Source organism: Nonomuraea sp. NPDC049684 (genome assembly GCF_044465345.1).
In the GTDB taxonomy this organism is placed as follows: domain Bacteria; phylum Actinomycetota; class Actinomycetes; order Streptosporangiales; family Streptosporangiaceae; genus Nonomuraea.
Genome location: NZ_JBITLO010000007.1, coordinates 167,989 through 192,443, shown reverse-complemented (window position 1 = coordinate 192,443; position 24,455 = coordinate 167,989). Strand labels below are relative to the sequence as shown.

The window sequence follows — 24,455 nt, the reverse complement described above, 5'->3', positions numbered from 1 at the left end:
GAGGGATCTTCAGAGCACCGTGGAGGGAGGCGCGCGGGCCGCAGCCGCGCCCCGGGCGCGGTCGGCGGCGGCACGGACGGCGGGCCGCCGGACGACGGCCGACCAGACGTGGAGCAGCCGGGCCGGGGCCGCGGCGGGCAGCGCCTGCCCGCCGGGCCCGGCCTGGTCGTGCCCCGCCTGCCTGACCTGCGCGAGCGGAGGCGGCGGCGGGGTGGAGCCGAGCTGGGCGACGGCGGGCCGGTCGGCCGCCGCCTGGATCGCCGTGACCTGCGTGACGGCCTGCGTGACGGCCGGGGCGGCGACCTGGGCGGCGATCTGGGCATGGCCCGTCGCGGGAAGCAGCCACGACAGGACGAGAAGCAGCGCGGCGGGCAGCCTGGTGCGCACCTCGCCTCCTTCCCGTCGTGACCGTCGCCCCTACCGTAGCCCGCCGCCGGGCCGCTCAGGGCAGGGTGCGCAGGTACGTCGGCGGTCTGCGGACCTGGGTGGCCTGCTCGAAGGCGTATCCGAGGGCGATCAGGGACGGCTCGGAGAACCGCCCGCCGAAGAACGTGACGCCGAGCGGCAGGACGCCCCCGGCGTACCCGGCCAGGACGGTGACCGCCGGGTAGCCGGAGATCGCCGAGGGCGCGGAGGAGGAGACGAAGCCGGTGAAGTCGTCGCCCTTGGTCAGGTCGGTCAGCCAGGCCGCGTGGTTGGTGGGGGCGAGCAGCGCGTCCAGGCGGCCGGCGGCCATCGCCGAGTCGATCGCGCGGCGGGCCAGCGTGGTGGCCTGGTCGCGCAGGGCGCGGTAGGCGGGGTCGTCCAGGTCGCCGGTGGTGGCCTGCGCCTGCTCGAAGATCTCCTGGCCGAAGTGGCGCAGCTCGGTCCGGGCGTGCCGGCGGTTGAAGTCGATCAGCCCGGCCAGGTCGGCGGGGTGCCGTCCGGGGGTGGCGGCGAGGTAGGCGTTCAGGTCGTGCTTGAACTCGGTCAGCAGCGCCGGGAACTCGGCCTCGCCGGCCTGGTCCATGCCCTCCAGCTCGACGTCCACCACCGTCGCGCCGCGGGCCCTGAGGGTGGCGACGGCGGCGTCCAGGGCGGCGCGCACCTCCTGGTTGTCGCCCGCGACCGAGCGCCACACGCCGACGCGGGCGCCGTTCAGCGCGCCGGGACGCAGGGCCTTGAGGTAGTCGCGGTCACCGCCCGGGACGGTCGCGGGGTCGCGCGGGTCCGGCCCCTGGATGGCCGAGAGCACGGCGGCGGCGTCGGTGAGGTTCCTGGTGATCGGCCCCGCGGTGTCCTGCCGGGCCGAGATCGGCACCACGCCGGCCCGGCTGACCAGCCCGATCGTGGGCTTGATGCCGACCACGCCGTTGATCCCGGCCGGGCAGACGATCGAGCCGTCGGTCTCGGTGCCGATGGTGACGGCGGCCAGGGTGGCGGCGGCGGCGACCGCCGAGCCGCTGCTCGACCCGCAGGGGTTGCGGTCGAGGACGTAGGGGTTGTTGGTCTGCCCGCCGATCGCGCTCCACCCGCTGGAGGACGGGCTGGAGCGGAAGTTGGCCCATTCCGACAGGTTGGCCTTGCCCAGGATCACCGCGCCGGCCGCCCGCAGCCGCTGGACGAGGAACGCCTCCGCGGCCGGCCGGGCGCCGAGCAGCGCCTGCGAGCCGGCGGTGGTGCGCAGCGGCGCGGCAGTGTCGATGTTGTCCTTGAGCAGGACCGGGACGCCTTCCAGCGGCCCGTGCGCGCCCCTGCGGCGGCGCCGGTCGCTGCGCTCGGCCTCGCCCAGCGCGCCGGGGTTGGTCTGGACGACCGCGTGCAGCAGCGGGTCCACCGCGCGGATGCGGTCGAGGTAGAAGCGGGTCAGCGTCACCGCGTCGAAACGGCCCTGGTCCATGGCGCGTTGCAGGTCGAGCACGGTGGCGCGGTCGAGGTCCAGCCCGCGCAGGACGGTGCCGGCGGACGGCGGGGCCGCCTCGCGCGCGTGCGCGGGGACGGCCGCGGTCAACCCGGCGGCGAGCGCGAGCGCCAGAGCGGCGGCCGCCCGGCGTGCGGGCTTCAGGAGAGTCATGGCTGACGAGCGTAGCCAGGATGCTTTCCCGGGAAAATATTCCAATTCGTATATATCCGCCACCCTCGGTCCGGCCCACACCCCGAGCACGGGGCGGGGCCGGCGGCGGGGTGTCAGGGGCAGCCCGTGGCGGCGAAGGCCGTGAACTGGCTGACCTCGTTCCTGCTGAAGTTGTCGTCCGAGCCGATCACCAGCGTGCACTCCCCGCTGGCCAGCCGCGGCCCCCAGGCCATGGCCTCCAGGTTCTGCACCGGCGGCCGGAAGTCGCCCAGGTCGTAGACCAGCCGCTTGCTCACCGGCCGGTACCCCGCGCTCAGGTCGTCCCGGTCGAGCACGTTGGTCGCGCCCCTCACGTCGATCTCGTACAGCTTGACCTTGTAGTCGACGCCCTCGATCCAGGAGCGTTCCAGGGCCAGGTAGCGGTGGTCGTCGATGGGCAGGATCTCCGAGACCCCGCTGTCGGACTCCCCGGTGGGCGGCACCGGCGCGGCCGGGAGCGCGTCGAGCGGGTAGACGAACTGGCCGCGCGGGACGCCCCGCCGGTCCCACACGGTGAGCCGGGCGGGCGCGCCGTGCTCGGCCGTCGGCGGCTCGCCGTCCTCGTACCGCGGGCCCTCGGTCATCGCCGTGATCCGGCGGGCGGTGACGGCCAGGCCCTCGAAACCGGCGTTGCGCCGCGGGCCGTGCTCGGTGGTGGTCAGGCGCAGGTTGCCCGGCAGGCGCAGGTCCCCCTGGTGGCGGCCCTGGAGGTCGGCGGCGCGCACGCCGGAGGCGGCCAGTGGCAGGCCGGGGTGGCCGGCGTCGGGGCGGTCGCCCTCGTCGCCCCACAGCAGCCGGCCGGACCAGCGGTCGTACCTGATGGACTCGGGGTCGGCCGAGCCGGGCTTGCCGTAGCCGGGGTATGGGGTGCCGTCCCGCCTGGTCAGCGTGGTGACCCCGGTCAGGCTGATGCCGGTGAACGCGCCCGAGTCCCGGTCGATGTCCAGGCGGGCGGTGTAGAAGCGGGCCGGGCCGTAGCGCCAGCGGTCGTCGGAGATCAGATACCAGGCGCCGGTGCGCGGGTCGCGGTCGATGCCCGACACCCCGCCGACGGTGGTGCCGTCGAACTGCATCAGGTACGGCAGCCGCTGCTCCCCGAGATACCGGGTGATGCGGACCTCCTCCCGCGGGGCCGCCCAGGCGGGCTGGGTGACGCTCATGGCGACCGCGCACGCGACCGCGAACCCCGTGATTCTTCGCATTCCGTCCCCTGTGTCGTTCTGATTACGTGGAGTGACCGGGGGACATGAAATCGCGCCCGCGCCCGCCGGGGCGACCGGGACACGCCGCCGCCCGCGCGTCTTTGCCTGGCGGGCCGTGGACAGGCGGGTGGCGCACGGGCCACCGTCTCCTCACTCCGGCGCGCGAGGCGGCGGAAACCGTCGGTGCCCGCCCGCACACTCAGCGCATGCCCGATGAGCCTCTGGAACTCGGTGAGATCACCGTCTCCGACTGGTACGCCCACAACGACAAGATGGCCGAGGTCGGCTTCCTGACCATCGCCAGACGCCTGCCCTCGCTCGTGCGCCAGGCGATGAGCATGTCCTGGCGGGCCGGCCCCCGCGACACCGTGGCCACCATCGCGCTCAACCTCCTCGGCGGCGTCTTCACCGCCTTCGGCCTGCTGGCCACCACCGGCGTGCTGAGCGCCCTGTTCAGCGAGGGCCCGACCCCCGACCGCGTGCTGGCCGCGCTGCCCAGCCTCGTCCTGGTCGGCGCGGCCGCCGTGCTGCGCACGGTGGTGCAGGCCGGCGCGGGCTGGGCGCAGTCGCGCCTGACCCCGCAGATCTCCCGCCACACCGAGGAGCGCCTGTACGGCCTGACCAGCCAGGTGGAGCTGGTCGCCTACGACGACCCGGAGTTCCACGACAGCCTCGAACGCGCCAACATGCGCGGCGTCAGCGTGGCGAGCTCGGTGGTCAGCTCGGCCATCAACGTGGTCACCGCGGCCGTCGGCATCGCGGCGGCGGCCGGCGTGCTGGGCGTGCTCCACCCGGTGCTGCTGCCGCTGCTGCTGCTGGCGGTGCTGCCCGACGCGTGGGCCACCGTGCGCGGCGCCCGCATGCGCTACTCGACGATGTACTCCCTCATCCCCGCCCGCCGCCGCAAGTGGATCATCGCCGAGCTGCTGGCCGAACGCGAGCCCGCCGCCGAGGTGCGCTCGTTCACCATGCGCGGCTTCCTGCTGCGCATGTACGACGCCGTCGCCAGGGCCGAGCAGGAGGTGCTGCTCAACCTGGCCAGGCGCCAGACCGTGGCCGGCCTGGTCGGCGAGGCCCTGGGCGGCCTCGGCACCGCCCTGGTCTACGTCGCGCTGGGCGTGCTGCTGGCCGTGGCGGCGATCCCGCTCGCCGTCGCGGGCACCGCGGTGCTGGCCATCAGGACCGGCCAGTCCTCGCTGGCCAACCTCCTGTACGCCACCAACCGCCTCTACGAGGACGGCCTGTACTTCACCGACTTCCTCCAGTTCTGCGCCGACGCCGAGCGCCGCGTGCCCGCCGCCCGCTCGGCGGCCGTGCCCGAGGGGTTCGAGCGCATCGTGGCCGACGACGTGACGTTCGCCTACCCGGGCGCCGACCAGCCCGCGCTGCGCGGCGTGACGGTCGAGATCAAGCGCGGCGAGGTCATCGCGTTCGTGGGCGAGAACGGCTCGGGCAAGACCACCCTGGCCAAGATCCTGTCCGGTCTGTACGAGCCCGACACCGGCACCGTCTCCTGGGACGACGTCGACCTGGCCGACGTGCCCCCCGACGACCTGCGCCTGCGCACGGCCGTCATCGCCCAGGACCACACCCGCTGGCCGCTCACCGCCCGCTACAACATCACCATGGGCACCGACAAGGGCGAGCCCGCCCTGGTCGCGGCGGCCTCGGTCGCCGGGGCCGACGAGGTGGTCGCGGGCCTGCCCCACGGCTACCGCACGCTGCTCGACCGCCGCTTCAAGGACGGCTGCGAGCTGTCCGGCGGCCAGTGGCAGCGCGTCGCGGTCGCCAGGGGCTTCCACCGCGACGCCGACCTGCTCATCTGCGACGAGCCCACGGCCGCCCTCGACGCCCGCGCCGAGCACGCGCTGTTCGAGCGCATCCGCGACCACTCCGAAGGCCGTACGGTGCTGCTCATCACCCACCGCCTGGCCAGCGTGCGCTACGCCGACCGGATCTACGTCCTCGACCACGGCAAGGTCACCGAGCAGGGCGACCACCAGGCGCTGATGGCGCTCAACGGCCTCTACGCCGACCTCTACACCCTCCAGGCCGCCGCCTACCGCTGAGCCGCCTCACCGCTGTCCCTGCCGGACGCCGGACCTGCGGGGCTTGCGCTTGGCGACCGGCAGGGTGCGGCGTCCGTGGTACCGGGGGACGGCGGCCGGCCGCATGCCGGCGGGGTGGGCCTTCTCGTCGGGGAAGACCCACTTCCGCAGCGCCCAGAAGCGGAAGACCATGGCGACCAGCGTGCCGACGACCTGCGCGCTCACGAAGTCGGCGATCTCCTGGGCCGCCAGGCCCACGTCGGGGGCCTCCAGGCGGAACACGTAACGGGAGATCCACAGCGGCGCCGAGCTGAGCACCAGGCCGATGCCACTGACCAGGAAGAACAGCCCCGCCTCGTGCCGGCGCTCGCGGCCGCCCCTGAGCCGGAACGACCACTCGCGGTTGAGCACGTAGGACACGATCGTCGCCACGAGCACCGCGATGATCTTCGCGGTCACCGGCTTCGGTTGCAGGACGGTCAGCTTCAGCCCGTAGAACACCGCGTTGTCCACCACGAACGTCGCCCCGCCGACCACCGCGAACTTCAGCAGTTCACGGTGCCTCAGCACGTGCGCCTGCAGCGGCGCCGGTAACCTCGCGAGTACTGCTTTTGCGATTCGGAGCACTCTCGATCTTCTCATCAGTCCGGACCGCGCAGGACGACGCTCACTCCGTCCCGGCCGGAACCGGGGGCAACGGCGGGCGCGCTTCTGACACGGCGGCCATCCCGTTCTGACCGGGCGTTGCAAGGCGGGCCTCCCGATGGTGCACTCAAGGACGTTGGTTCCGACCTGTGTTCAGGCCGCCAGCGGGAGCGAGGGCCGGCGGCGGACCTCGAAGGGAGAACCGTGAGACGATTACGTCCCCTGCTGCTGTTCCTGCTCGCCGCCCTGCTCGCTGCCCTGGTCCCGGCCTGTGGCGGGGCCGCGCCCGGCGGCCCGCGGGCGGCCGGTTCGGGCGCGCCGCCGGAGAGGATCAGGATCGGCGTCATCCCGATCCCCGACAGCGCGCTGGTCCACCTCGCCCGCGACCGCGGCTACTTCGCGGCCGAGGGGCTGTCGGCCGAGCCGGTGACCGTGCAGGGCGGCGGCCCGGCGATCGACCGGATGAAGGGCGGCGCCCTGGAGTTCGGGCTGGTCAACTACGTGACGGCGGTCTCGTACCAGCGGCGCGAGCCCGGACGGCTGAAGCTGGTCGCCGACGCCTACCACGCCGCGCCCGGCGCGTTCCAGCTCTTCGTGGCGCCCGGCAGCCCGATCAGGAGCCCGCGCGACCTGCGGCACACCGGCGGCGCGAAGAAGAGCGTCGCGGTGGCCACGCTGCGCTCGGTCGGCACGCTGAGCGCCGAGACCGTGCTCGCCGCGGCCGGGGTGCCGGCGGACGACGTCGCGTTCAAGGAGATCCCCCTGCCCGACATGCCGGCCGCGCTGGCCGCGCACGCGGTGGACGTGGCGTGGATGACCGAGCCGTTCATCACCGCCTACAGCCGGCAGGGCGGGCGGTCGCTGGGCGACGCCATGACGACGATCACGCTCGGCACGTTCCCCGCCGCGCTGGAGCCCGAAGGGCTGCAGTCGGTGGTGGACACCATGGTGAGGTTCGGTTACCTGCCCGCGCCGCTGCGGGCCGAGAGCATGATCGTCCGGCCGGCCCGGGAGTCGGGGAAGGGGAACCCATGAGCGAGACGCCGGAGCGGGCGCGGGTGCTGCGCCTGATCGACGACTTCATCCTGTACGCCGCCGTCCGGGCCGCGCTGCGGCTGTCGGTCTTCGACCTGCTGGCCGCCGGGCCGTGCGCCGTGCACGAGCTGGCCGACGAGATCTCCGCGGGCGGCGCGGGCCGTCCGGACGAGCTGCTGCTCGGCCGCCTGCTGCGCGCGCTGGAGCACCTGCGGCTGGTCGAGCGGGACGCCCGCGGCCGCTACCTGCTCACCGGCGAGGGCGACCTGCTCACCAGCGGCCGCGACGACTCGCTGGCCCCCGCCGCGCTGATGTGGGGCGAGGAGCTGTGGCGCGACTCGGCCGACCTGCTGCACCGGACGATCACCAGGGGCGCGCCGGCCGCGCTGGAGCTGCACCAGGTGGACTCCCCCTACGCCTGGCTGGGCGCCCGGCCCGCCGCCGGCGCCCTGTTCAACGAGTTCATGGCCACCCGCAGCGTCACCGTGGCCCGCGCGCTCGCCGAGCAGGACGTGACCGGCGTGGACGCGGTCGCCGACATCGGCGGCGGCACCGGCATCGTCCTGGCCACGATCCTGGCGGCCCACCCGCGGCTGCGCGGCGTGCTGTTCGAGCTGCCCGAGGTGGCCGCCCAGGCCCGCCGTCACCTGGACGGGCGGGCGGGCGTCACGGTGGCCGAGGGCGACATGTTCACCGACCCGCTGCCCCGGGCGGGCCTGTACCTGCTGGGCAACATCCTGCACAACTACCCCGACGAGCAGGCCGCCAAGCTGCTGGCGCGGCTGGCGGCCCTGATGGACGGCCGCGCCGAGCTGTGGATCGTGGACGCCGTCCTCGACGACGACCCGCACCGCTCGCCCACGTCGGCGGTCGCGCTGGACATGAAGATGCTCACGCTGTTCAGCGGCGGGCAGGAACGCACGCTGACCGAGGTCGAGAGCCTGCTGGGGGCCGCGGGGCTGCACGTCGCCCGCACCGAGCCGCTCCCCCACGGCCTGCACCTGGTGGTGGCCAGGCAGCGCCCGGCTCCGGCGTGAGGCCCCGGCCGCCGCGCATCCGCGGCGGCCGTCGGCGAGACTGGCGGCCACGGGCGGTGGCCCGGGCCGCTCGGCGGTGCTGATCTTGGGCTTCCCGCCGCTTCGCGGCTTCTGCAAGTATGCGATCGAGGTATTCGATCATGGAAGAGGGGAGACGCGACGTGGCGGAGGCCAACGTGGGCGTACGGCGATTACTTGCGGACTCCGGGGAGCCGCGCGGATGGGTCCCGCTCCGGGCCGATCTCGTCACGGCGCTGCTGGGAGTCTGGTTCGGCGTCGGGCTGATGATCGACGCCTGGGCCCACACCAACCGCAGCGACCTGGAGACGTTCTTCACGCCGTGGCACGCGGCGTTCTACTCCGGGTTCGCGGCGGTGTCCGGCTGGATCATCTGGCAGGTGTTCCGCAACGTGCGGCTCGGCCGGCAGGGGGTCGCGGCCGTTCCCCAGGGTTATCTGGCCGGGCTGGTCGCCGTCCCGGCGTTCGCGCTCTTCGGGCTGGCCGACATGACCTGGCACACCGTGCTCGGCATCGAGACGAGCGTCGACATCCTGTTCAGCCCGTCGCACCTGGGGCTGATCGTGACCATGCTGCTCATCATCACCACGCCGCTGCGCTCGGCCTGGAACGCCCCCGACGTCGGCGTCCGGCCCTCGCTCGGGCGGCTGTTCCCGGCGCTGGCCGGGCTCGCGTTCGCGGCCACGCTGGTGTCGCTGTTCCTGTCGTACGGCGACGCGCTGCAGTACCGGTCCGCGCGCGTCGTCGTGGCGTTCTCCAGCGTGGACGGGCCGGGCGCCGAGCATCTGGCCACCTCCATGGTCATCAGCAACGTCGTCCTGCTGGCCCCGGTGCTGCTGGTGGCCCGGCGCTGGAACCTGCCGTTCGGCGCGGTGACCGTCATGTACACGATCGCCGTCCTGATGCCCGGCGCGCAGACGGCGTTCGAGAACGCGTCGACGCTGCTCACGTTCGTCGCCGCGGGCCTGGCGAGCGACGTGCTGATCCGCCTGCTGCGACCGTCCGGCGCGCGGCGGGGCGCCTACTGGGCCTTCGCCGGGCTGTCGGCCTTCGTCACCTGGTCGCTCTACATCGCCGTCGCCTCGGCCGCCGTGGGCAGACTGCCCGCGGTGCCCGAGCTGTGGACCGGCGCGCCGGTGGTGGCCGGGCTGATCGGCCTGGCGCTCGGGGCGCTGTTCCTGCCGAACGCGCTCCCCGCGGCCGCGGCCGACGCCGGACGGGCATGATCCGGCCGCTCCGGGTCCTGTGTCTCGTCGCCGCACTCCTGCTCGCGGGCGCCGCCCCGGCCGCGGCCCACAACGTCACGGCCGGCGCGGACCTGCGCTTCGCCCAGACCATCGCCGGCGCCGAGCTCACGGTCGTGATCAAGGGCACGTCGCGGGTGCCGGGGCCGCTGCTGATCGGCGTGATCGCCTACGAGCCGGCGACCGGGCCGCCGATCGGCCTGGAGGTGCGCTCGGCCGAGGACGGTCACCGGGCGACGGCCACCGCGCAGCCGTCCGCCACCCCCAGGTACGTCAAGCTGACGGTCGAGCGCACCGGGCCGCACGAGCTCAGGCTGACAGCGGGGGGCGAGGTCGCCGTGCTGCCGTTCCGCGTCCTGGTGGACCGCGGTTCCGCCGGCGAGTTCCTGATCTACGGCGGCCTGCTGGTGGCCGGGCTGCTGCTGGTGGGCGGCCTGCTCACCGGGGCGCTGTCGCGCCGGACCCCGGCGATGCTGCTGGCCGGGGGCGCGGCGGCCGCGGTGACGGTGGCCGCGATGGTCGTGGTGTTCGAGCCCTCGCTGCCGCCCCCGCCGCCGGACGGCGCCGCCCCGGCGGTCGGCACGCCGGCCCCCGGACGGCCCTTCGCGCAGGGACGGGTGACGACCGTCCCGGCCCGACCGGCGGCCGGCCAGGAGTTCACGCTGCGCCTCGACCTCACCGACGGCTCGACCGGGCATCCGGTGGACGACCTCGTCCTGCACCACGAGGCGCTCGCCCACCTGGTGGTCACCAGCGAGGACGGCGCCTACTTCCGGCACCTGCACCCGCTGCGCACCGCGCCCGGACGGCTGGAGGTCCGGCTGCGCGCCGACCGGCCGGGCCGGTTCCTGGCCTACGCCGAGCTGGAACGCGAGGACTCCGGCGGCCAGCTGCTCGACGGCGAGTTCCGGGTCGCCGGGCCCGCGGTGGCCGCGCCGCCGCCGGTGACGCCCGCGACGGGGGGCACGCCGGTGGTGCGGCCGTCCGTGCCGGTGGCGGGGCGTCCGGCGGCCGTCGAGGTGGGGCTCGGGGTCACGCCGCGGCAGTGGCTGGGCATGTCGGGGCACCTGATCGTGCGCAGCCAGGACGGCGCGTTCCTCGGCCACGTCCACGAGATGGGCGCCCCCGCGCCCCGGCTGCGCTTCACGTTCAGCTTCCCGGCGCCGGGCCGCTACCTGGCCTGGGCGCAGTACGCGGCCGACGGCCGGATCGTGACCGTGCCGTTCACCGTCGAGGTCGCGGAGGCTGTCCGATGAGGCGGATCCTGGCCGTCGCCGCCCTGCTGGCCGCGGCCCTGGCGGTGTTCCTGTACGTGCGCGGCTCGGCGCCCGTCCCGCTCACCCTCACCAGCACCGGCGAACGGTACGCCGTCACCGTCCTGATCCCGCGGCCGACGACGGGCCGCGTCACGGCCGAGGTGCGGGTGACCGCCGGCGACCCGCACACGGTGGCGCTGTCCACGGTGATGCCGGGCATGGGCCACGCCACCCCGGAGGTCGTCGCAGACCCGCGGCAGCCGGGCCGTTACGTGGCCGAGGGCGAGTTGTTCCCTATGGCCGGGGTGTGGGAGCTGTCGGTCCGGCTGAGCGGCGCGGCGGGAGAGGAGGTGCTGGTGGTGAAGGCGCCGATCACGGGATAGGAGGCCGCTCTTGACGTATGAAATGAACGATCTTTTAATTCGTCCATGGGACGTATCGCCGGCGTCACCGCCGCCGAGACGCGGGAACGCCTGCTGCGCGCCGCCGCGGACGTCTTCGCCAGGCGCGGCTACGACGGCACCCGCGTCGCCGACATCGCCGCCGCCGCCGGGGTGAGCAACGGCGCCCTGTACGCCCACTTCGGTTCCAAGGCCGGCCTGCTCGTGGCCGCGCTGGGCGCGCACGGGCGGCGGCTGATGGACGGCCTGTTCGCCGACGACCCCGACCGGCCGGTCGCCGACCTGCTCGTCGCCGCCGGCCGCCGCCTCCCCCGCCCCCTGGACGCCGGCGGCGACCTCGTCGTCGAGGCGCTGGCCGCCGCCCGCCGCGACGAGGACGTGGCCCTGCCCATGCGCGACTACGTCGGCGAGCGCGTCCGCCGGCTGGCCTGCCTGGTCCGCGCCGGCCAGGACGGCGGCGAGCTGGACCACGCGCTGTCACCGGAGGCGATCGCCCATTTCTGCCTCCTGCTCGCGATGGGCAGCGCGCTCATCGCCCCCGACCCCCACCAGGTGGACGAGGAGGAGTGGGCCAGGCTGCTCATCCGCGTCGTCGCCGCCCTCTCCCCCGCCCCACCGCACGAAGGAACGCCGTGAGAGTACAGATCGACCCCGAGCGCTGCCAGGGACATGGCCGCTGCTACGACCTCGCCCCCGACCTGTTCGGCGAGGACGACGAAGGTTACGGAACGGTCCTGCGCGACGGCGAGGTGCCGCCCGGCCAGGAGCGCACGGCGCGGCTGGCCGTCTCCAACTGCCCGGAGCGGGCGATCGACCTGCTCGGGGAGGCGTGACATGAGCGTGGACGAGCGCTTCGTCAAGGGCTTCGGCGAGCCCGGCGACGGCGAGGAGATCGGCACCCGCAGCGAGATCGTCACCGGCCCGGTCTCGGACTGGGCCACCGACTTCTCCCACCTGGAGCCGGAGTGGGCCGCCGACCCGTACCCCATCCAGGACGACCTGCGGCGGCGCTGCCCGATCGCGCACACCGACCGGTTCGGCGGCGGCTGGCTGCCCACCCGCTACGAGGACGTCGCGGCCGTCGCCTACGACACCGAGCGGTTCTCCTCACGCTCGATCATCATGAGCAACTTCCGGCCGCCGCGGGAGAGCGCGCCCGTGGGCGGCACGCCGCCGATCTCGTCCGATCCGCCCTTCCACCACGACGCGCGCAAGCTGCTGCTGCCCGCCTTCACCAAGACGGCGGTCGCCAGGCGGGAGGAGTCGACGCGGGCGCTGTGCCACGAGCTGATCGACGGCCTGGAGGGCCAGGACGTCGTGGACGCCGCCCGCGACTACGCCCAGCACATCCCGATGCGGGTGATCGCCGACATGCTGGGCTTCCCGCCCGAGGACGGCCCGCGCTTCCGCGAGTTCATCGAGAACGCCCTGGAAGGCGTCAACCTGCCGCCCGAGCAGCGGACCGCCAACATGGGACGGCTCTTCGACTACCTGCTGGACCAGATCCGCGACCACGTGCAGCACCCGCGCGACGACCTCACGACCTACCTCGTCGAGGCCGAGCTGTACGGCCACAAGCTGGAGGCCGGGCACGTGGCGGGCACGATCGCCCTGCTGCTCATCGCGGGCATCGACACCACCTGGAGCGCGATCGGGGCGTCCCTGTGGCACCTGGCCAAGACCCCCGCCGACCGCGAACGCCTGGTCGCCGAACCCGCCCTCCTGCCCACCGCCATGGAGGAGTTCCTGCGCGCCTACGCCCCCGTCACCATGGCCCGCCTCGTCAAGAACGACATGCACTGGAACGGCGTCGACATGAAAGCCGACGACTGGGTCCTGCTCTCCTTCCCCGCCGCCAACCGCGACCCCGCCCACTTCGACCACCCCGCCGACATCCGCATCGACCGCGAGGTCAACCGCCACGCCGCCTTCGGACTCGGCATCCACCGCTGCGTCGGCTCCCACCTGGCCCGCATGGAACTACGCACCGCCCTCGACGTCTGGCTCCAGCGCATCCCCGCCTTCACCCTCGCCGACCCGGGCGCCGTCACCTGGGCGGCGGGCCAGGTCCGCGGCCCCCGCACCCTCCCGCTCCGCATCACCTGACCCTCCCTCGGTCGCCGTCCCCGGCCCGGGACGGCGTGGCCGCTCAGGCCGCTTCGGCCGTCACCAGGAACAGCAGGGCCGAGGCCAGGAAGGGGCGGGAGCGCAGGTCGTCGAACCACTCCTCGGCGCCGGGTTCGAGGTATCCGGCGCCGACGGCCCTGCCCAGGTTGCGGCGCAGGCCGAGGACCTGGTCGGCGGTGTCCAGGTCGCGGAAGACCGGCGCGACCGTCGTCACCGACCGGACCGCGAGGCCCGCCTCCTCGCAGCGCCGGGCCAGGCCGCGGCCGAGCGTGCCGTGGCGGACCATCTCGGTGGAGATGAACCGGGCCAGCGTCCGGCCGACGTCCGGGCGCGGGGAGTCGATCAGCATGCCCTCCCAGTCGGGCTCGGCCATGACGATCCGCGCCCCGGGACGCGCCACCCGGCGGAACTCCGCCAGCACCCGCGCCGGGTCGTCCACGTGCTGGAGCACCCGGTCGGTACGGGCCCGGTCGATGCTCCCGTCCGCGAGCGGCAGCGCGTGCACGTCCCCGGGACGGACCTCGACCTGGGGCCGTCCGGCCAGCCGGGCGGCCGCCTCGGCGACCATCGCCGGGTCGCGGTCGAGGCCGATCACCCGTCCGGCGGGGGTGACGGCGTCGGCCATGGCCGCGAGGTCGGTCCCGGGGCCGCAGCCGAGGTCGAGCACGGTCTGCCCGGGCCGCAGGTCCAGCAGTTCGAGTACCTGCCGCTTGTACCCCCTGCCGACGTCCGTCGAGGCGACGTGGTCGAGGTAGGCGATGGGGTCGGGGCGGGAGGCGGGATCAATGTCGATCATGAACCCAGCCAACCAGACGAGCGCGCAGATCCCGGGGACACGGGGTGAAGATTCCGTGCACCCGAGCCCCCGGGGGTTAAGAGGGTCAGGTGCGGCGCAGGCGCCACAAGGAGGTGACCTCGGTGGCGCGGGCCGCGTGCAGGGGGTCGGTCCGGTCGGCGGCGCGCGGGTGGCGCGGCCGGGTCCGGAGCCGGTCCACGACGCGCAGGCCCGCGCTCGCGAAGGCGGACAGCAGTTCGGCACGGGTCCGTAACCCCAGCCGTTCGGCCAGGTCCGACAGGATCAGCCAGCCCTCGCCCTGCTGGGTCAGGTGCTCGCCGAGGCCGTCGAGGAAGCCGCGGAGCATGCGGCTCCCGGGGTCGTAGACCGCGTGGTCGAGGGGCGAGACCGGCTTGGCCGGGAGCCACGGCGGGTTGCAGACGACGAGCGGCGCGCGTCCGGGCGGGAAGAGGTCGGCCTCCAGGACGCCGACCCGGCCGGACAGCCCCAGCCTTCGCAGGTTGTCGCGGGCGCAGGCCACGGCGCGCGGGTCGCGGTCGGTGGCCACGACGCGCTCGACGCCTCTGCGGGCGAGGACGGCGGCGAGCACGCCCGTCCCGGTGCCGACGTCGAACGCCCCGGCGCGCGAGACCAGCGGGGCCGCGGCCACCAGATCGACGTACTCGCCGCGCACCGGTGAGAAGACGCCGTAGTGGGGGTGGATGCGGGCGTTCAGGGCGGGCACCTCGACGCCTCGCCTGCGCCACTCGTAGGCCGCGACGACGCCCAGCAGCTCGCGCAGCGAGATCACCGAAGCCTCGGTCGCGGGCCCGTAGACCTGCGCGCAGGCGTTCCGCACGTCGGGGGCGCGCCGCAGGGGGACGCCGTGGTCGGGGTCGAGCGGCACCAGCAACCGGCCCAGCGTGACGACCGCCTGGGAGCGGGCCTGCCGGTACCGGTGGAACGCCTGCGCGGGCGACTCAGCGGGCGCGGGCGACTCAGCGGGCGCGGGGGCCGGTGGGCGGGGGGCGGCGCGGCGGGTCATGGCGCGCAGCAGGCGGCGGGCGGCGTGGAAGTCTCCGCGCCACAGCAGCGCCGTGCCCTCGCAGGCCAGCCGGTACGCCGTGGCCGCGGCCAGGCGCTCGTCGGCGATCACCACGCGGGCGGGCGGCGGCGAGCCGTTCTCGGAACGCCAGCGGGCCGAGCGGGCCTCGCCGTCCTCGGTCCAGCGGATGTCGAGCACTCAGGGCTCCTCATGATCGAACCAGTGATGGCCATGAGAAGCACTTCGACGCGGAGAAGGTCAGCCTGTGGCGGCCTCCCGCGAGGAAGTGCGCGCCGGGGCGTCGCCGAGAACCATGCCGGGCGGTGGGAACGACATGATCAACCTCCTCGCGGTGCTGGGAACCCCCTCATCCTAGCTTCACGGGCCGACGTCGAGCGCTGTCAGCTTCCTCTTGACCGCGTTTCGGGGACAGATCCGGTCAGGCCGGAATACGGTGGGCCGTTGACGATCGGCCACCGCCCGCAAGCCCTACGGAGTCCCTCCATGCGTACCGCAGCGGCAGTCCTGTCCTTCGTGCTCGCCCTCGCCCTGCTCCCCGTCCAACCGGTGACGGCCACCGTGACTGCCACCGGGGCTGCCACTGGGGCTGCCACTGCCGCCGCCGGGACGGCCGCCACGCCGCTGCCGGGCGGCAAGTCCACGTTCGTCGTCTCGCAGGGCCATCTCCAGGCCGCCTCCCGGCAGAACTGGGTGCGCCTGGGCACCTACCGCTTCGCCGCGAACGGCACGGTGAGCGCCGCCCTGTACCTGTGGTGGCAGCGCTTCCCCAAGGCCAGGCAGCGCACCGGCACCGTGCCCGACCCGAGCTGCACCACCAAGGCGGGCGGGGTCGCGACGCGGCCGCGCGGCTGCGAGGTGCTCACCGCGGGCGGCTACACGGGCGGCCCGAGCGAGACCCGCACGGGGACGTACACGCTGGCGGGCAACGTGCTCACCATCCGGTGGAAGATCGCCCAAACCTGGACCGAGCAGTGGTACGTGCGCACCTCCCCCGACGGCAGGCTGGCCCGCCTCGACCTCAAGGGCAGCAGCCTGGCCACGCACGGCTACGGCTACGGCAGCAACGCCGCGATCGGCACCCGGCGCGCGATGAGCTCGGTGCGGGCCTTCCCCGGCTCGCTCAGGCAGGACCTGACGAGCTGGGCGAGCGGCACGCTGGTCAACTCGGCGAACCAGCCGTTCGGCCACTCCTCCTTCCGCGCCTGCAAGTCGACCACCTCGTGCCTGACCTACCTGCAGCCGTCCTCGCGGGGGGCGTGCCAGAAGTCGGGCGGCTGCCCCAAGTACGGCGGCGGCACGCGGCCCAACGTCAGCTCCATCCAGTACTACCTGACGACGATCTCCAAGTCCGACCGCCGCGACACGCTGTGGCACTGGTGCACGTGCCTGGCGATGGAGCGCGGCGAGTTCTGCTACACGGGCAACTCGCACGTCAAGCCGCTGATGCAGATCATCGACGACTCGGGGGCCTTCCGCGGCTGGGTCGGGGTGGAGGCGTCGTTCTCGACCGGTTCGCGGGCGACGGACATGCTGGCGGTGCTGCGCATCTCCGACTTCCGCTGAGCGCGGAGTCAGGCCGGGTCAGGCCGGGTCAGGAGCCGGAGCGCAGGTCCTCGGCGGCCTCCTGGTAGGCGCGGGCGGCCCGGTCGAAGTAGTCGAAGAGCACGTCGAGGTGCTCGGCCGGGTAGCCCGCAAGGATGTCGCCGATCTTCTGCCGGACGGGCGCCATGACCGCGTCGAGCTCGGCGGGCCTGCCGACCGGCTCGACGATCACCTTGCGGCGGTCGTCAGGGGCGGGGACGCGGCGGACGTACCCGGCCTGCTCCAGCCGGTCGATCAGCCGGGTGGTCGGGCCGGTGGTCAGGCCGGTGCGCACGCCGAGCTCGCCGGGGGTCATCGGGCCGGCCAGTTCGAGGATGTTCAGGGCGTACAGGTCGGTGGCGCCCAGGCCGCAGGCTTTGGCCCCGGCGTGGCCGTGCAGCATGACCGCGCTGAGGTAGCGGCGGTAGCGCCGGCCGGCGTCCGACGGGTCGGGGGTGTTCGGCACGCGGTCCTCACTTCCTGTCCTCCTTCTTGGAGAAGATAAATCCCCCAAGAAGTAACTTCTTCTGCGAAGTTACCACGCGGGGGACGCGCAGGCGTCCCAGCGCGAGCAGGACGAGGGTCGTGAGCACCACGGCGGTCAGCAGGACGGCCAGGTTCAGCGGGGTGCGCAGGAAGCCCAGCGCCACGATCAGCGTGGTCGCGCCGCCGGGCGGATGGGAGCTGTCGGTGGCCAGCATGCCCAGCGTCGTGCAGGACAGCGCGATGATCACGGCGAGCGCCCGGCGCCCGTCGATGTGCCCCAGGTCGGGTGCGGTGCGCGTCAGCCCGGTGACGGTGAGGGCCAGGTAGCCGCCGGCGGCGCTGATGGCGTGCCCGGCGACGGTGCGGCGGGGAGCGGCGGCCGGCGCCCCCGGCGCGGTGAGCACCAGGTAGATCGTCGGCCCCAGGGACGGGAAGACGAACGGCTGGTGGGCCAGCCAGGCGACCAGGGCGGGCACGCTGATGCACAGCGCGGCCCGCGCGGCGACCGCGCACGCCCCGGCGACCCGCGCCCTGACCGCCGCCCGCTCCCGGGCCCGGCCCCCGGCCGCCCCTTCCGCGCCTTCTGCCCCTTCCGCGGCGGCTTCCGCGCTCATCGGGGCAGCGCGCCACCGCGGGAGCGGTAGACGATGTACGGCCTGGCCAGGTAGGCGACGGGCGCGGCGAAGGCGTGGACCAGGCGGCTGAACGGCCACAGCGCGAACAGGGCCAGGCCGAGCAGCGTGTGCGCCTGGAACACGAACGGCGCCGAGGCCATGGCGTCGACGTCCGGCTCCAGTTCGAGCAGGCTGCGGAACCACACCGACACGCCGAGCCGGTAGTCGTAGTGGCCGGACGGCCCGAGCAGGGTGGCGATCAGCCCGGCGAGCAGCACGGTGGCCAGCACCGGGTACAGGACGCGGTCGGAGCGGCCGGTGGCCCGCCGCACGGCCCGTACCCGCAGCCGCCGCCACAGCAGCACGCCGAGCCCGGTCACGGTGGCCAGCCCGGCCAGCCCGCCGACGACCAGGGCGTTGAGCCGGTACATGGGCTCGGTCACGTGCACGGCCTCGGTGAAGCGCTCCGGGACGAGCAGGCCGACGAGGTGACCGGCGATCACGAACAGCAGCCCGAAGTGGAACAGCGGCCCGCCCACCCGCAGCAGGCGGCTCTCGTGCAGCTGGCTGGAGCGGGTGGTCAGCCCGAACCGGTCGTAGCGGTAGCGCCAGAGCGCCCCGGCGACGAACAGCACCAGGACGACGTACGGCAGCACGCCCCACAGGGCGATGTTGAGATGCCTCATCGGCGGACTCCTCCGGGAACCTCGGGCAGGGCGGTACGGCCGACGCGTTCGGCGGGCGGGCCGAGCGCCGTCCGCTCGTCCACGGTGCGGCGGTCGGCGGACGTGGCGCGCGGCAAGGTCAGCCGCACGGCCTCCACGACGGCGGCGTAGCGGCTGCGGCGGGCGGTCAGGCCGGCGTGCAGCAGGTCGAGGCCGGGCCGGTGGTCGCGCAGCAGCCGGCCGCCGGGGCCGGGCACGCGGGCGGCGAACTCCAGCATCACCGGCAGGAAGTCGGGCAGCTCGCCGGTGCCGGGCCGCCAGCCGTGGGCGCGGTAGAGCGTCTTGAGCGCCAGCAGGGACTCGCCGCGCCGGCGGGTGTCGCCGTCGCCGTAGTAGGTCATGTGGAGCGTGCGCCGGCCGCTGCGGTCGAACGTGGACACGTACGCGGCGCCGGCGTCGAGCGCGGGCAGGGCCGCCGCCTCGGCGCAGAAGCCGCGCAGGCGCTCGGCGGCGGCGCCGCCCGCCGGGCCGAGCGCGTCGCGGACCAGGCCGAGGCGGGCGGTCCAGTCGTCGCCCGGGTAGCTCAGGAGCAGGGAGGCGGCCTGGTGGATCAGGCGGGCGTCGTGCCGGTTCACTCGGCCGCCTCGTCCCTGGAGGGGAACAGGCCGTCGGGGGTGCCCTTGCCGTCCCAGTTGAGCAGGTTGACGCGGCCGCGCAGCCGGTCGTCCCTGGCGACCGGGGGGCTGTGGAAGCCCTCGGCGAGCATGCCGGGGCCGCCGGGGGCGTCCAGGCTGCAACCGGCGTGGCCGGCGCGGTCGGCATGGTCGGCGTGGTCGGAGGTGACGTAGGCGGTGGGGATGACGTACCGCTCGTCGTACTTGGCGAGGGCGAGCAGGCGGTACATGCGTTCCAGGTCTGCGGGCGACAGGCCGGTCCCGGCGGCGATGCCGGGGTCCGGCTCGTCGCCGAGGTTGCGGGCCCGCATGTGGGCGCGCATGGCGGCCAGGCGGTGCAGCGCGGCCTCCACCGGGGCCGGGTCGCCCGCGGTGAACAGCTCGGCCAGGTACTCGACCGGGATGCGCAGGGAGTCGATGGCGCCGAACAGGTTGCCGGCGTCCTCGCCGTCGTGCCCGGTCTCGGCCAGCGCGTCGACGATGGGCGACAGCGGCGGGACGTACCAGACCATGGGCATGGTGCGGTACTCCGGATGCAGGGGCAGCGCGATGCGGAACTCGGTGATGAGCTGGTAGATCGGTGAGCGGCGGGCCGCCTCCAGCCAGTCGTGCGGGATGCCCGCGGCCTCGGCGGCGGCGACCACCTCGGGGTCGGCGGGGTCGAGGAAGCAGGCGAGCTGCGCCGGGTACAGGTCGTGCTCGTCGGGCACGGCGGCGGCCTCCCCGATGCGGTCGGCGTCGTACAGCATGACGCCGAGGTAGCGCAGGCGGCCGACGCACGTCTCGGAGCAGACCGTCGGCTCGCCCGCCTCGATGCGCGGGTAGCAGAACGTGCACTTCTCGGCCTTGCCGGTCTGGTGGTTGAAGTACACCTTCTTGTACGGGCAGCCGGACACGCACATGCGCCACCCCCGGCACCGGTCCTGGTCGACCAGCACGATGCCGTCCTCCATGCGCTTGTACATCGCCCCCGACGGGCAGGCGGCCACGCAGGACGGGTTGAGGCAGTGCTCGCAGATGCGCGGCAGGTGGAACATGAACGCCCGCTCGTAGTCCAGGCGCACGGTGTCGCTCACCTTGCGCAGCACGACGTCGGCGGAGAGCTGCTCGGGGCCGCCGCCCAGGTCGTCGTCCCAGTTCGGGCCCCAGGTGACGGCGGTCGGCCGCCCGTCGATGAGGGAGCGGGGCGGCGCGGTCGGCACGTCGTCGCCGAGCGGCGCGCTGGTGAGGTTGTCGTAGTCGTAGGTCCACGGCTCGTAGTAGTCGTCCAGGCCGGGGAACTCGGGGTTGGCGAAGAGCGTGGCCAGGCGGCGCAGCCGGCCGCCGGCGCGGGGCACCAGGCGGCCGTGGCGCAGCCGCCAGCCGCCCCGCCAGCGCTCCTGGTCCTGCCAGCCCCGCGGGTAGCCCTGGCCGGGCCGGGTCTCGACGTTGTTGAACCAGACGTACTCGGTGCCCGGCCGGTTGGTCCACGTCTGCTTGCAGGTCACCGAGCAGGTGTGACAGCCGATGCACTTGTCCAGGTTCATCACCATGGCGATCTGGGCCATCGGTCGCATCAGTAACGCACCTCCTGATCCCGGCGGCGGATGACGGTCACCGCGTCGCGCTGGTTGCCGGTGGGGCCGTAGTAGTTGGGGGCGAAGGAGAGCTGGCCGTACCCGCCGATCAGGTGGGTCGGCTTGACCAGGAGCTTGGTGAGCGCGTTGTGCACGCCGCCGCGCCGGCCGGTGGCCTGCGACTTGGGCACGTTCACCAGCCGTTCCTGGACGTGGTACATGAACACCGTGCCGGGCGGCATGCGGTGGGAGACGACGGCGCGGGCCACCACGACGCCGTTGACGTTGACGGCCTCGATCCAGTCGTTGTCGGCCACGCCGATCGCGGCGGCGTCCTCGACGCTGATCCAGATGACCGGGCCGCCCCTGGCCAGCGTCTGCATCAGCAGGTTCTCCTGGTACTCGGAGTGGATCGACCACTTGGAGTGCGGGGTGAGGTAGCGCACGTTCACCGCCTTGCCGCCGTCGGGCGCGGCGGGCAGGCACTCCCCCAGCGCGTCGAGGTCGAGCGGCGGCCGGTAGACGGGCAATTGCTCGCCCAGCTCGGCCATCCAGTCGTGGTCGAGGTAGAAGTGCTGGCGGCCGGTGAGCGTGTGCCAGGGCTTGCGGTGCTCGGTGTTGATGGTGAACGGCGCGTAGCGGCGGTCGTGCCCCTCCGCGCCCGACCACTCGAAGCTGGCCCCGGCGGCCACCGGCCGGTCCTGGGTGTCGGAGAACACCGTGCGGTGCCCGGCGACCGACGCGCCCAGCTCCGACAGCCCCGAGCCGGGCCCGCAGCGCTCGGCGAGCCGGTCGAAGCCCTCGGCGGCGATCCTGCCGTTGGTGGTGCCCGACAGCGCCAGGATCGCCTCGCACAGCTTGACGTCGCTGTCGAGCAGCGGGCGTCCCTCGGCCGGGCCGGCGGCGGCGGTGCCGCAGCGCGCGGCCAGCCAGGCCGACTCGGGGCCGGGCCGCACGGTGACGCCCTTGACGGTCATGCCCTGCCGCTCGGCCAGCGGGCCGAAGGCGGCCAGCTTGTCGGCGATCGCGGTGTAGTCCCGCTCGACCAGCGTCACGGCGGGCATGGTGCGGCCGGGCTCGGGGCTCTCGCCGCTCTCGCGCCAGTCGGGGACGCCGCCGCCGGGCTGGGCGATCTCGCCGGGCGTGTCGTGCTGGAGCGCGGTGGCCACCAGGTCGTGGGCGACGTCGAGGCGGCCGGCGGCCAGCTCGCTCAGCTTGCGGGCCAGGGAGTGGAAGATGTCGAAGTCGGTGCGGGCCCGCCAGGGCGGGTTGATCGCCGGGGTGAAGGCGTGCACGAACGGGTGCAGGTCGGTGCTGGACAGGTCGTGCTTCTCGTACCAGGTGGCGGCGGGCAGCACCAGGTCGGCGAAGAGCGTCGTGGAGGTCATCCGGAAGTCGAGGGCGAGCAGCAGGTCGAGCTTGCCGCGCGGCGCGTCCCGCCAGGTGACCTCCCGTGGACGGCCGGACGGCGGCGCCTCCTCGGCGGTGGCGTTGTCGGGCGCGCCCAGCAGGTGGCGCAGGAAGTACTCGTTGCCCTTGGCCGAGGAGCCGATCAGGTTGGCCCGCCAGACGGTGAGCACCCGCGGCCAGTTCTCCGGCGCGTCGGGGTCCTCGCAGGCGAACGCCAGCCGCCCGGACTCCACCTCGCCGGCGATCCAGCGGGCCGGGTCGACGCCGCTGTCGTGGATGCGGCGGCCCAGGTCGAGCGGGTTGGCGGCGAAGGTGGGGTAGCTCGGCATCCAGCCCAGCCGGGCCGACTGCGCCACCAGGTCGAGGGTGTGCCGCCCGGCGAACCGGCAGGGCCCGGCGGGGCTGGACAGCGTCCCGGCCGAGAACCGTTCGTAGCGCCACTGGCCGGTGTGCAGGTACCAGTACGGCGTGCCGGCCATCTGGCGGGACGGGCGCACCCAGTCGGCCGCGGTGGACAGCTGCTGCCACCCGGCCAGCGGCCGGACCTTCTCCTGGCCCACGTAATGGGCCCAGCCGCCGCCGTTGACGCCCTGGCAGCCGGTGAGCAGCAGCAGCGTCAGGAAGGAGCGGTAGATGGTGTCGGAGTGGAACCAGTGGTTGGTGCCCGCGCCCATCATGATCATGGCCCGGCCGCCGGTGCGCTCGGCGGTGGCGGCGAACTCACGGGCGATCCTGATCGCCTGCGCGGCCGGGGTGGAGGTGATGCGTTCCTGCCAGGCGGGCGTGCCCGGGGCGTCGGGGTCGTCGTAGCCGGTGGGCCACTGGCCGGGCAGGCCGGGGCGGGCGACGCCGTACTGGGCCATGAGCAGGTCGAAGACGGTGGTGACGAGCCGGTCGCCGACCCGCCGGACCGGCACGCCCCTGCGGACGACGCCGGGATCGTCGAAGCGCGGCAGGACCACCTCGGCGCCGTCGCAGCCGGGCGCGTGCAGGGTGAGCAGCGGGTCGAGGTCGCCGAGGTCGAGGTTCCAGCGTCCCTGCTCGGCGCTCCAGCGGTCGCCCAGCGTGCCGTTGGGCGCGACCGGGCGGCCGGTCGCGGCGTCGAGGATCATCGGCCGCCAGCGGGCCGCCTCCTCCTGGCCGCCCAGGTCCGCCGAGGTCAGGAACTTGCCGGGACGCAGCCCGCCGTCGTTGTGCTCTTCCAGGCACACCAGGAAGGGCAGGTCGGTGAAGCGCTTGACGTAGCCGGTGAAGTGCGGGGTCTGCCGTTCGGCGAAGAACTCGCGCAGGATGACGTGCCCCATGGCGACGGCCAGCGCGCCGTCGGTGCCGGGATGGGGGTGCAGCCACTCGTCGGCGAACTTGGTGGCGTCGGAGTAGTCGGGCGAGACCACGATGACCTTCTGGCCCCGGTATCGGGCCTCGGTGACCCAGTGGGCGTCGGGGGTGCGGGTGACCGGGACGTTGGACCCCCACAGCATGAGGTAGGCCGCGTCCCACCAGTCGCCCGACTCCGGCACGTCGGTCTGGTCGCCGAACACCTGCGGCGAGGCCACGGGCAGGTCGGCGTACCAGTCGTAGAAGGACAGCATCGGCGCGCCGATCAGCGACATGAACCGGGCGCCCACCGCGTGCGAGGCCATCGACATGGCCGGGATCGGCGAGAACCCGGCGACCCGGTCGGGCCCGTACGTCATGAGCGTGTGGACGTGGGCCGCCGCGGCGATCTCCAGCGCCTCGTCCCACTCGATGCGGACCAGGCCGCCCTGGCCGCGCGCCGACTGGTAGCGGTGGCGTTTGCGGGGATCGGTGGTGATCTCGGCCCAGGCCGCGACCGGGTCGCCCAGGCGCGCCCTGGCCTCCCGGTACAGCTCCACCAGGACGCCGCGGGCGTGCGGGTAGCGCACCCGGGTGGGCGAGTAGGTGTACCAGGAGAAGGCGGCGCCGCGGGGGCAGCCGCGGGGCTCGTACTCGGGGCGGTCGGGGCCGACGCTGGGGTAGTCGGTCTGCTGGGTCTCCCAGGTGATCAGGCCGTCCTTGACGTAGACCTTCCAGGAGCACGAGCCGGTGCAGTTGACCCCGTGGGTGGAACGCACCACCTTGTCGTGCGCCCACCGGCGCCGGTACGGGGAGTCGTTGACCTTGTCCTCGCCGCGGTACACCGCCCGCCGGTCGGGCGTGGTGTCGGCGCGCAGCAGGTGGGTGCCCGCCGCCAGCAACCGTGCGGCCGCCGTGTCGGCGGCGCGTTCGGCTCGTGTCAGATGCATGCGTATTCCGCCAGGCACGACACATGACCTCCTCACATGGAGATGACGCTTTCGGATGTGCGCCGGCCCGGCCGGGACGCGGTCCTCCCCCTGCGCCCGGAAACCGGCGAATCGACTGAAAGTGAATGCGTGCAGTCAGACGACTGTTTCTAGCATGCGACAGTGTCCATATGGAATCTGTTAGTTCTGCGGGAGGGTTTCACCGCCCCCGAAAACACAATTAGGTCTATCGACCGAAATTTCGCGAAATAAGGGG

General features: G+C 73.9%; 22 protein-coding genes. 10 read left to right on the top strand and 12 right to left on the bottom strand.

All coding sequences use genetic code 11. The features are described from left to right. Positions 1 to 9 precede the first annotated feature (9 nt). From ACIBST_RS23545 to ACIBST_RS23535, 3 genes are all read right to left on the bottom strand, one after another. A complete protein-coding gene (locus tag ACIBST_RS23545) occupies positions 10 to 387 on the bottom strand; it encodes a hypothetical protein (RefSeq protein WP_397174537.1) in 378 nt (125 codons plus the stop codon). 55 nt (positions 388 to 442) lie between these two features. Next, a complete protein-coding gene (locus tag ACIBST_RS23540) occupies positions 443 to 2,053 on the bottom strand; it encodes an amidase (RefSeq protein ID WP_397174535.1) in 1,611 nt (536 codons plus the stop codon). A 113-nt stretch (positions 2,054 to 2,166) separates the two neighbouring features. Beyond that, the gene (locus ACIBST_RS23535; RefSeq protein ID WP_397174534.1) at positions 2,167 to 3,294 is read right to left on the bottom strand and encodes an esterase-like activity of phytase family protein; all 1,128 of its coding nucleotides are present in this window, start codon (positions 3,292 to 3,294) and stop codon (positions 2,167 to 2,169) included. Between the two features lie 206 nt (positions 3,295 to 3,500). Here ACIBST_RS23535 and ACIBST_RS23530 point away from each other — a divergent pair, with 206 nt between their 5' ends. After that, positions 3,501 to 5,363, top strand: a complete 1,863-nt coding sequence (locus ACIBST_RS23530) for an ABC transporter ATP-binding protein (protein WP_397174532.1) — start codon at positions 3,501 to 3,503, stop codon at positions 5,361 to 5,363. 6 nt (positions 5,364 to 5,369) lie between these two features. On the opposite strand, the gene ACIBST_RS23525 is transcribed toward ACIBST_RS23530, so the two are convergent. After that, positions 5,370 to 5,912, bottom strand: coding sequence for a GtrA family protein (locus ACIBST_RS23525; protein ID WP_397174530.1), 543 nt, complete (start codon positions 5,910 to 5,912; stop codon positions 5,370 to 5,372). A gap of 279 nt (positions 5,913 to 6,191) precedes the next feature. On the opposite strand from ACIBST_RS23525, the gene ACIBST_RS23520 reads away from it, so the two are divergent. The 8 genes from ACIBST_RS23520 (at position 6,192) to ACIBST_RS23485 (ending at position 13,084) form a co-directional block, all read left to right on the top strand. Then, complete coding sequence (locus tag ACIBST_RS23520; RefSeq protein ID WP_397174528.1) at positions 6,192 to 7,022, top strand: ABC transporter substrate-binding protein; 831 nt, start codon at positions 6,192 to 6,194, stop codon at positions 7,020 to 7,022. Beyond that, positions 7,019 to 8,059 (top strand): methyltransferase, encoded by a 1,041-nt coding sequence (locus ACIBST_RS23515; RefSeq protein ID WP_397174526.1) that lies wholly within the window; start codon positions 7,019 to 7,021, stop codon positions 8,057 to 8,059. Before ACIBST_RS23520 ends, ACIBST_RS23515 begins: the two co-directional genes overlap by 4 nt. Before the next feature lie 140 nt (positions 8,060 to 8,199). Further along, positions 8,200 to 9,303, top strand: a complete 1,104-nt coding sequence (locus ACIBST_RS23510; RefSeq protein WP_397174524.1) for a hypothetical protein — start codon at positions 8,200 to 8,202, stop codon at positions 9,301 to 9,303. Then, on the top strand, positions 9,300 to 10,577 hold the full coding sequence (locus tag ACIBST_RS23505; protein ID WP_397174522.1) for a hypothetical protein: 1,278 nt from the start codon (positions 9,300 to 9,302) through the stop codon (positions 10,575 to 10,577). Before ACIBST_RS23510 ends, ACIBST_RS23505 begins: the two co-directional genes overlap by 4 nt. Continuing rightward, positions 10,574 to 10,960, top strand: coding sequence for a FixH family protein (locus ACIBST_RS23500; RefSeq protein ID WP_397174521.1), 387 nt, complete (start codon positions 10,574 to 10,576; stop codon positions 10,958 to 10,960). Before ACIBST_RS23505 ends, ACIBST_RS23500 begins: the two co-directional genes overlap by 4 nt. A 45-nt stretch (positions 10,961 to 11,005) precedes the next feature. Next, positions 11,006 to 11,614 carry a TetR/AcrR family transcriptional regulator gene (locus ACIBST_RS23495; RefSeq protein ID WP_397174519.1) on the top strand — a complete coding sequence of 203 codons (609 nt, stop codon included), beginning with the start codon at positions 11,006 to 11,008 and terminating at the stop codon, positions 11,612 to 11,614. Next, a complete protein-coding gene (locus tag ACIBST_RS23490; protein ID WP_358010667.1) occupies positions 11,611 to 11,811 on the top strand; it encodes a ferredoxin in 201 nt (66 codons plus the stop codon). Before ACIBST_RS23495 ends, ACIBST_RS23490 begins: the two co-directional genes overlap by 4 nt. 1 nt (position 11,812) lies before the next feature. Continuing rightward, a complete protein-coding gene (locus tag ACIBST_RS23485) occupies positions 11,813 to 13,084 on the top strand; it encodes a cytochrome P450 (protein WP_397174517.1) in 1,272 nt (423 codons plus the stop codon). A 43-nt stretch (positions 13,085 to 13,127) separates the two neighbouring features. Here ACIBST_RS23485 and ACIBST_RS23480 read toward each other — a convergent pair whose 3' ends face one another. Together ACIBST_RS23480 and ACIBST_RS23475 are read right to left on the bottom strand one after the other, a co-directional pair. Continuing rightward, entirely contained in the window at positions 13,128 to 13,901 is a 774-nt protein-coding gene (locus ACIBST_RS23480) for a methyltransferase domain-containing protein (RefSeq protein ID WP_397174516.1), read from the bottom strand. 85 nt (positions 13,902 to 13,986) lie between these two features. Beyond that, positions 13,987 to 15,123: a methyltransferase gene (locus tag ACIBST_RS23475; RefSeq protein WP_397174515.1), complete on the bottom strand. Its 1,137-nt coding sequence runs from the start codon at positions 15,121 to 15,123 to the stop codon at positions 13,987 to 13,989. Between the two features lie 306 nt (positions 15,124 to 15,429). Here ACIBST_RS23475 and ACIBST_RS23470 point away from each other — a divergent pair, with 306 nt between their 5' ends. Next, entirely contained in the window at positions 15,430 to 16,509 is a 1,080-nt protein-coding gene (locus tag ACIBST_RS23470) for a hypothetical protein (protein WP_397174513.1), read from the top strand. Positions 16,510 to 16,537: 28 nt separating this feature from the next. Here ACIBST_RS23470 and ACIBST_RS23465 read toward each other — a convergent pair whose 3' ends face one another. From ACIBST_RS23465 to ACIBST_RS23440, 6 genes are read right to left on the bottom strand one after another with little or no spacing between them, the layout of a single operon-like run. Continuing rightward, positions 16,538 to 16,993, bottom strand: coding sequence for a MarR family winged helix-turn-helix transcriptional regulator (locus ACIBST_RS23465; protein WP_397174511.1), 456 nt, complete (start codon positions 16,991 to 16,993; stop codon positions 16,538 to 16,540). Positions 16,994 to 17,000: 7 nt separating this feature from the next. After that, positions 17,001 to 17,627: an HPP family protein gene (locus tag ACIBST_RS23460; protein WP_397174509.1), complete on the bottom strand. Its 627-nt coding sequence runs from the start codon at positions 17,625 to 17,627 to the stop codon at positions 17,001 to 17,003. Further along, the gene (gene narI / locus ACIBST_RS23455; RefSeq protein WP_397174507.1) at positions 17,624 to 18,313 is read right to left on the bottom strand and encodes a respiratory nitrate reductase subunit gamma; all 690 of its coding nucleotides are present in this window, start codon (positions 18,311 to 18,313) and stop codon (positions 17,624 to 17,626) included. Before narI ends, ACIBST_RS23460 begins: the two co-directional genes overlap by 4 nt. Next, entirely contained in the window at positions 18,310 to 18,927 is a 618-nt protein-coding gene (gene narJ / locus ACIBST_RS23450) for a nitrate reductase molybdenum cofactor assembly chaperone (RefSeq protein WP_397174505.1), read from the bottom strand. Before narJ ends, narI begins: the two co-directional genes overlap by 4 nt. Further along, the gene (gene narH, locus ACIBST_RS23445) at positions 18,924 to 20,522 is read right to left on the bottom strand and encodes a nitrate reductase subunit beta (RefSeq protein ID WP_397174504.1); all 1,599 of its coding nucleotides are present in this window, start codon (positions 20,520 to 20,522) and stop codon (positions 18,924 to 18,926) included. Before narH ends, narJ begins: the two co-directional genes overlap by 4 nt. Then, entirely contained in the window at positions 20,522 to 24,199 is a 3,678-nt protein-coding gene (locus ACIBST_RS23440) for a nitrate reductase subunit alpha (protein WP_397174503.1), read from the bottom strand. Before ACIBST_RS23440 ends, narH begins: the two co-directional genes overlap by 1 nt. Between the last annotated feature and the right edge of the window lie 256 nt (positions 24,200 to 24,455).

Coding starts and splice junctions, on each gene's coding strand:
- ACIBST_RS23485 (WP_397174517.1), top strand. CDS start 11,813: ATGAGCGTGGACGAGCGCTTCGTCAAGGGCTTCGGCGAGCCCGGCGAC.
- ACIBST_RS23440 (WP_397174503.1), bottom strand. CDS start 24,199: ATGCATCTGACACGAGCCGAACGCGCCGCCGACACGGCGGCCGCACGG.
- ACIBST_RS23470 (WP_397174513.1), top strand. CDS start 15,430: ATGCGTACCGCAGCGGCAGTCCTGTCCTTCGTGCTCGCCCTCGCCCTG.
- narI (WP_397174507.1), bottom strand. CDS start 18,313: ATGAGGCATCTCAACATCGCCCTGTGGGGCGTGCTGCCGTACGTCGTC.
- ACIBST_RS23535 (WP_397174534.1), bottom strand. CDS start 3,294: ATGCGAAGAATCACGGGGTTCGCGGTCGCGTGCGCGGTCGCCATGAGC.
- ACIBST_RS23540 (WP_397174535.1), bottom strand. CDS start 2,053: ATGACTCTCCTGAAGCCCGCACGCCGGGCGGCCGCCGCTCTGGCGCTC.
- ACIBST_RS23495 (WP_397174519.1), top strand. CDS start 11,006: ATGGGACGTATCGCCGGCGTCACCGCCGCCGAGACGCGGGAACGCCTG.
- ACIBST_RS23505 (WP_397174522.1), top strand. CDS start 9,300: ATGATCCGGCCGCTCCGGGTCCTGTGTCTCGTCGCCGCACTCCTGCTC.
- ACIBST_RS23510 (WP_397174524.1), top strand. CDS start 8,200: ATGGAAGAGGGGAGACGCGACGTGGCGGAGGCCAACGTGGGCGTACGG.
- ACIBST_RS23480 (WP_397174516.1), bottom strand. CDS start 13,901: ATGATCGACATTGATCCCGCCTCCCGCCCCGACCCCATCGCCTACCTC.
- ACIBST_RS23530 (WP_397174532.1), top strand. CDS start 3,501: ATGCCCGATGAGCCTCTGGAACTCGGTGAGATCACCGTCTCCGACTGG.
- narH (WP_397174504.1), bottom strand. CDS start 20,522: ATGCGACCGATGGCCCAGATCGCCATGGTGATGAACCTGGACAAGTGC.
- ACIBST_RS23500 (WP_397174521.1), top strand. CDS start 10,574: ATGAGGCGGATCCTGGCCGTCGCCGCCCTGCTGGCCGCGGCCCTGGCG.
- ACIBST_RS23460 (WP_397174509.1), bottom strand. CDS start 17,627: ATGAGCGCGGAAGCCGCCGCGGAAGGGGCAGAAGGCGCGGAAGGGGCG.
- ACIBST_RS23515 (WP_397174526.1), top strand. CDS start 7,019: ATGAGCGAGACGCCGGAGCGGGCGCGGGTGCTGCGCCTGATCGACGAC.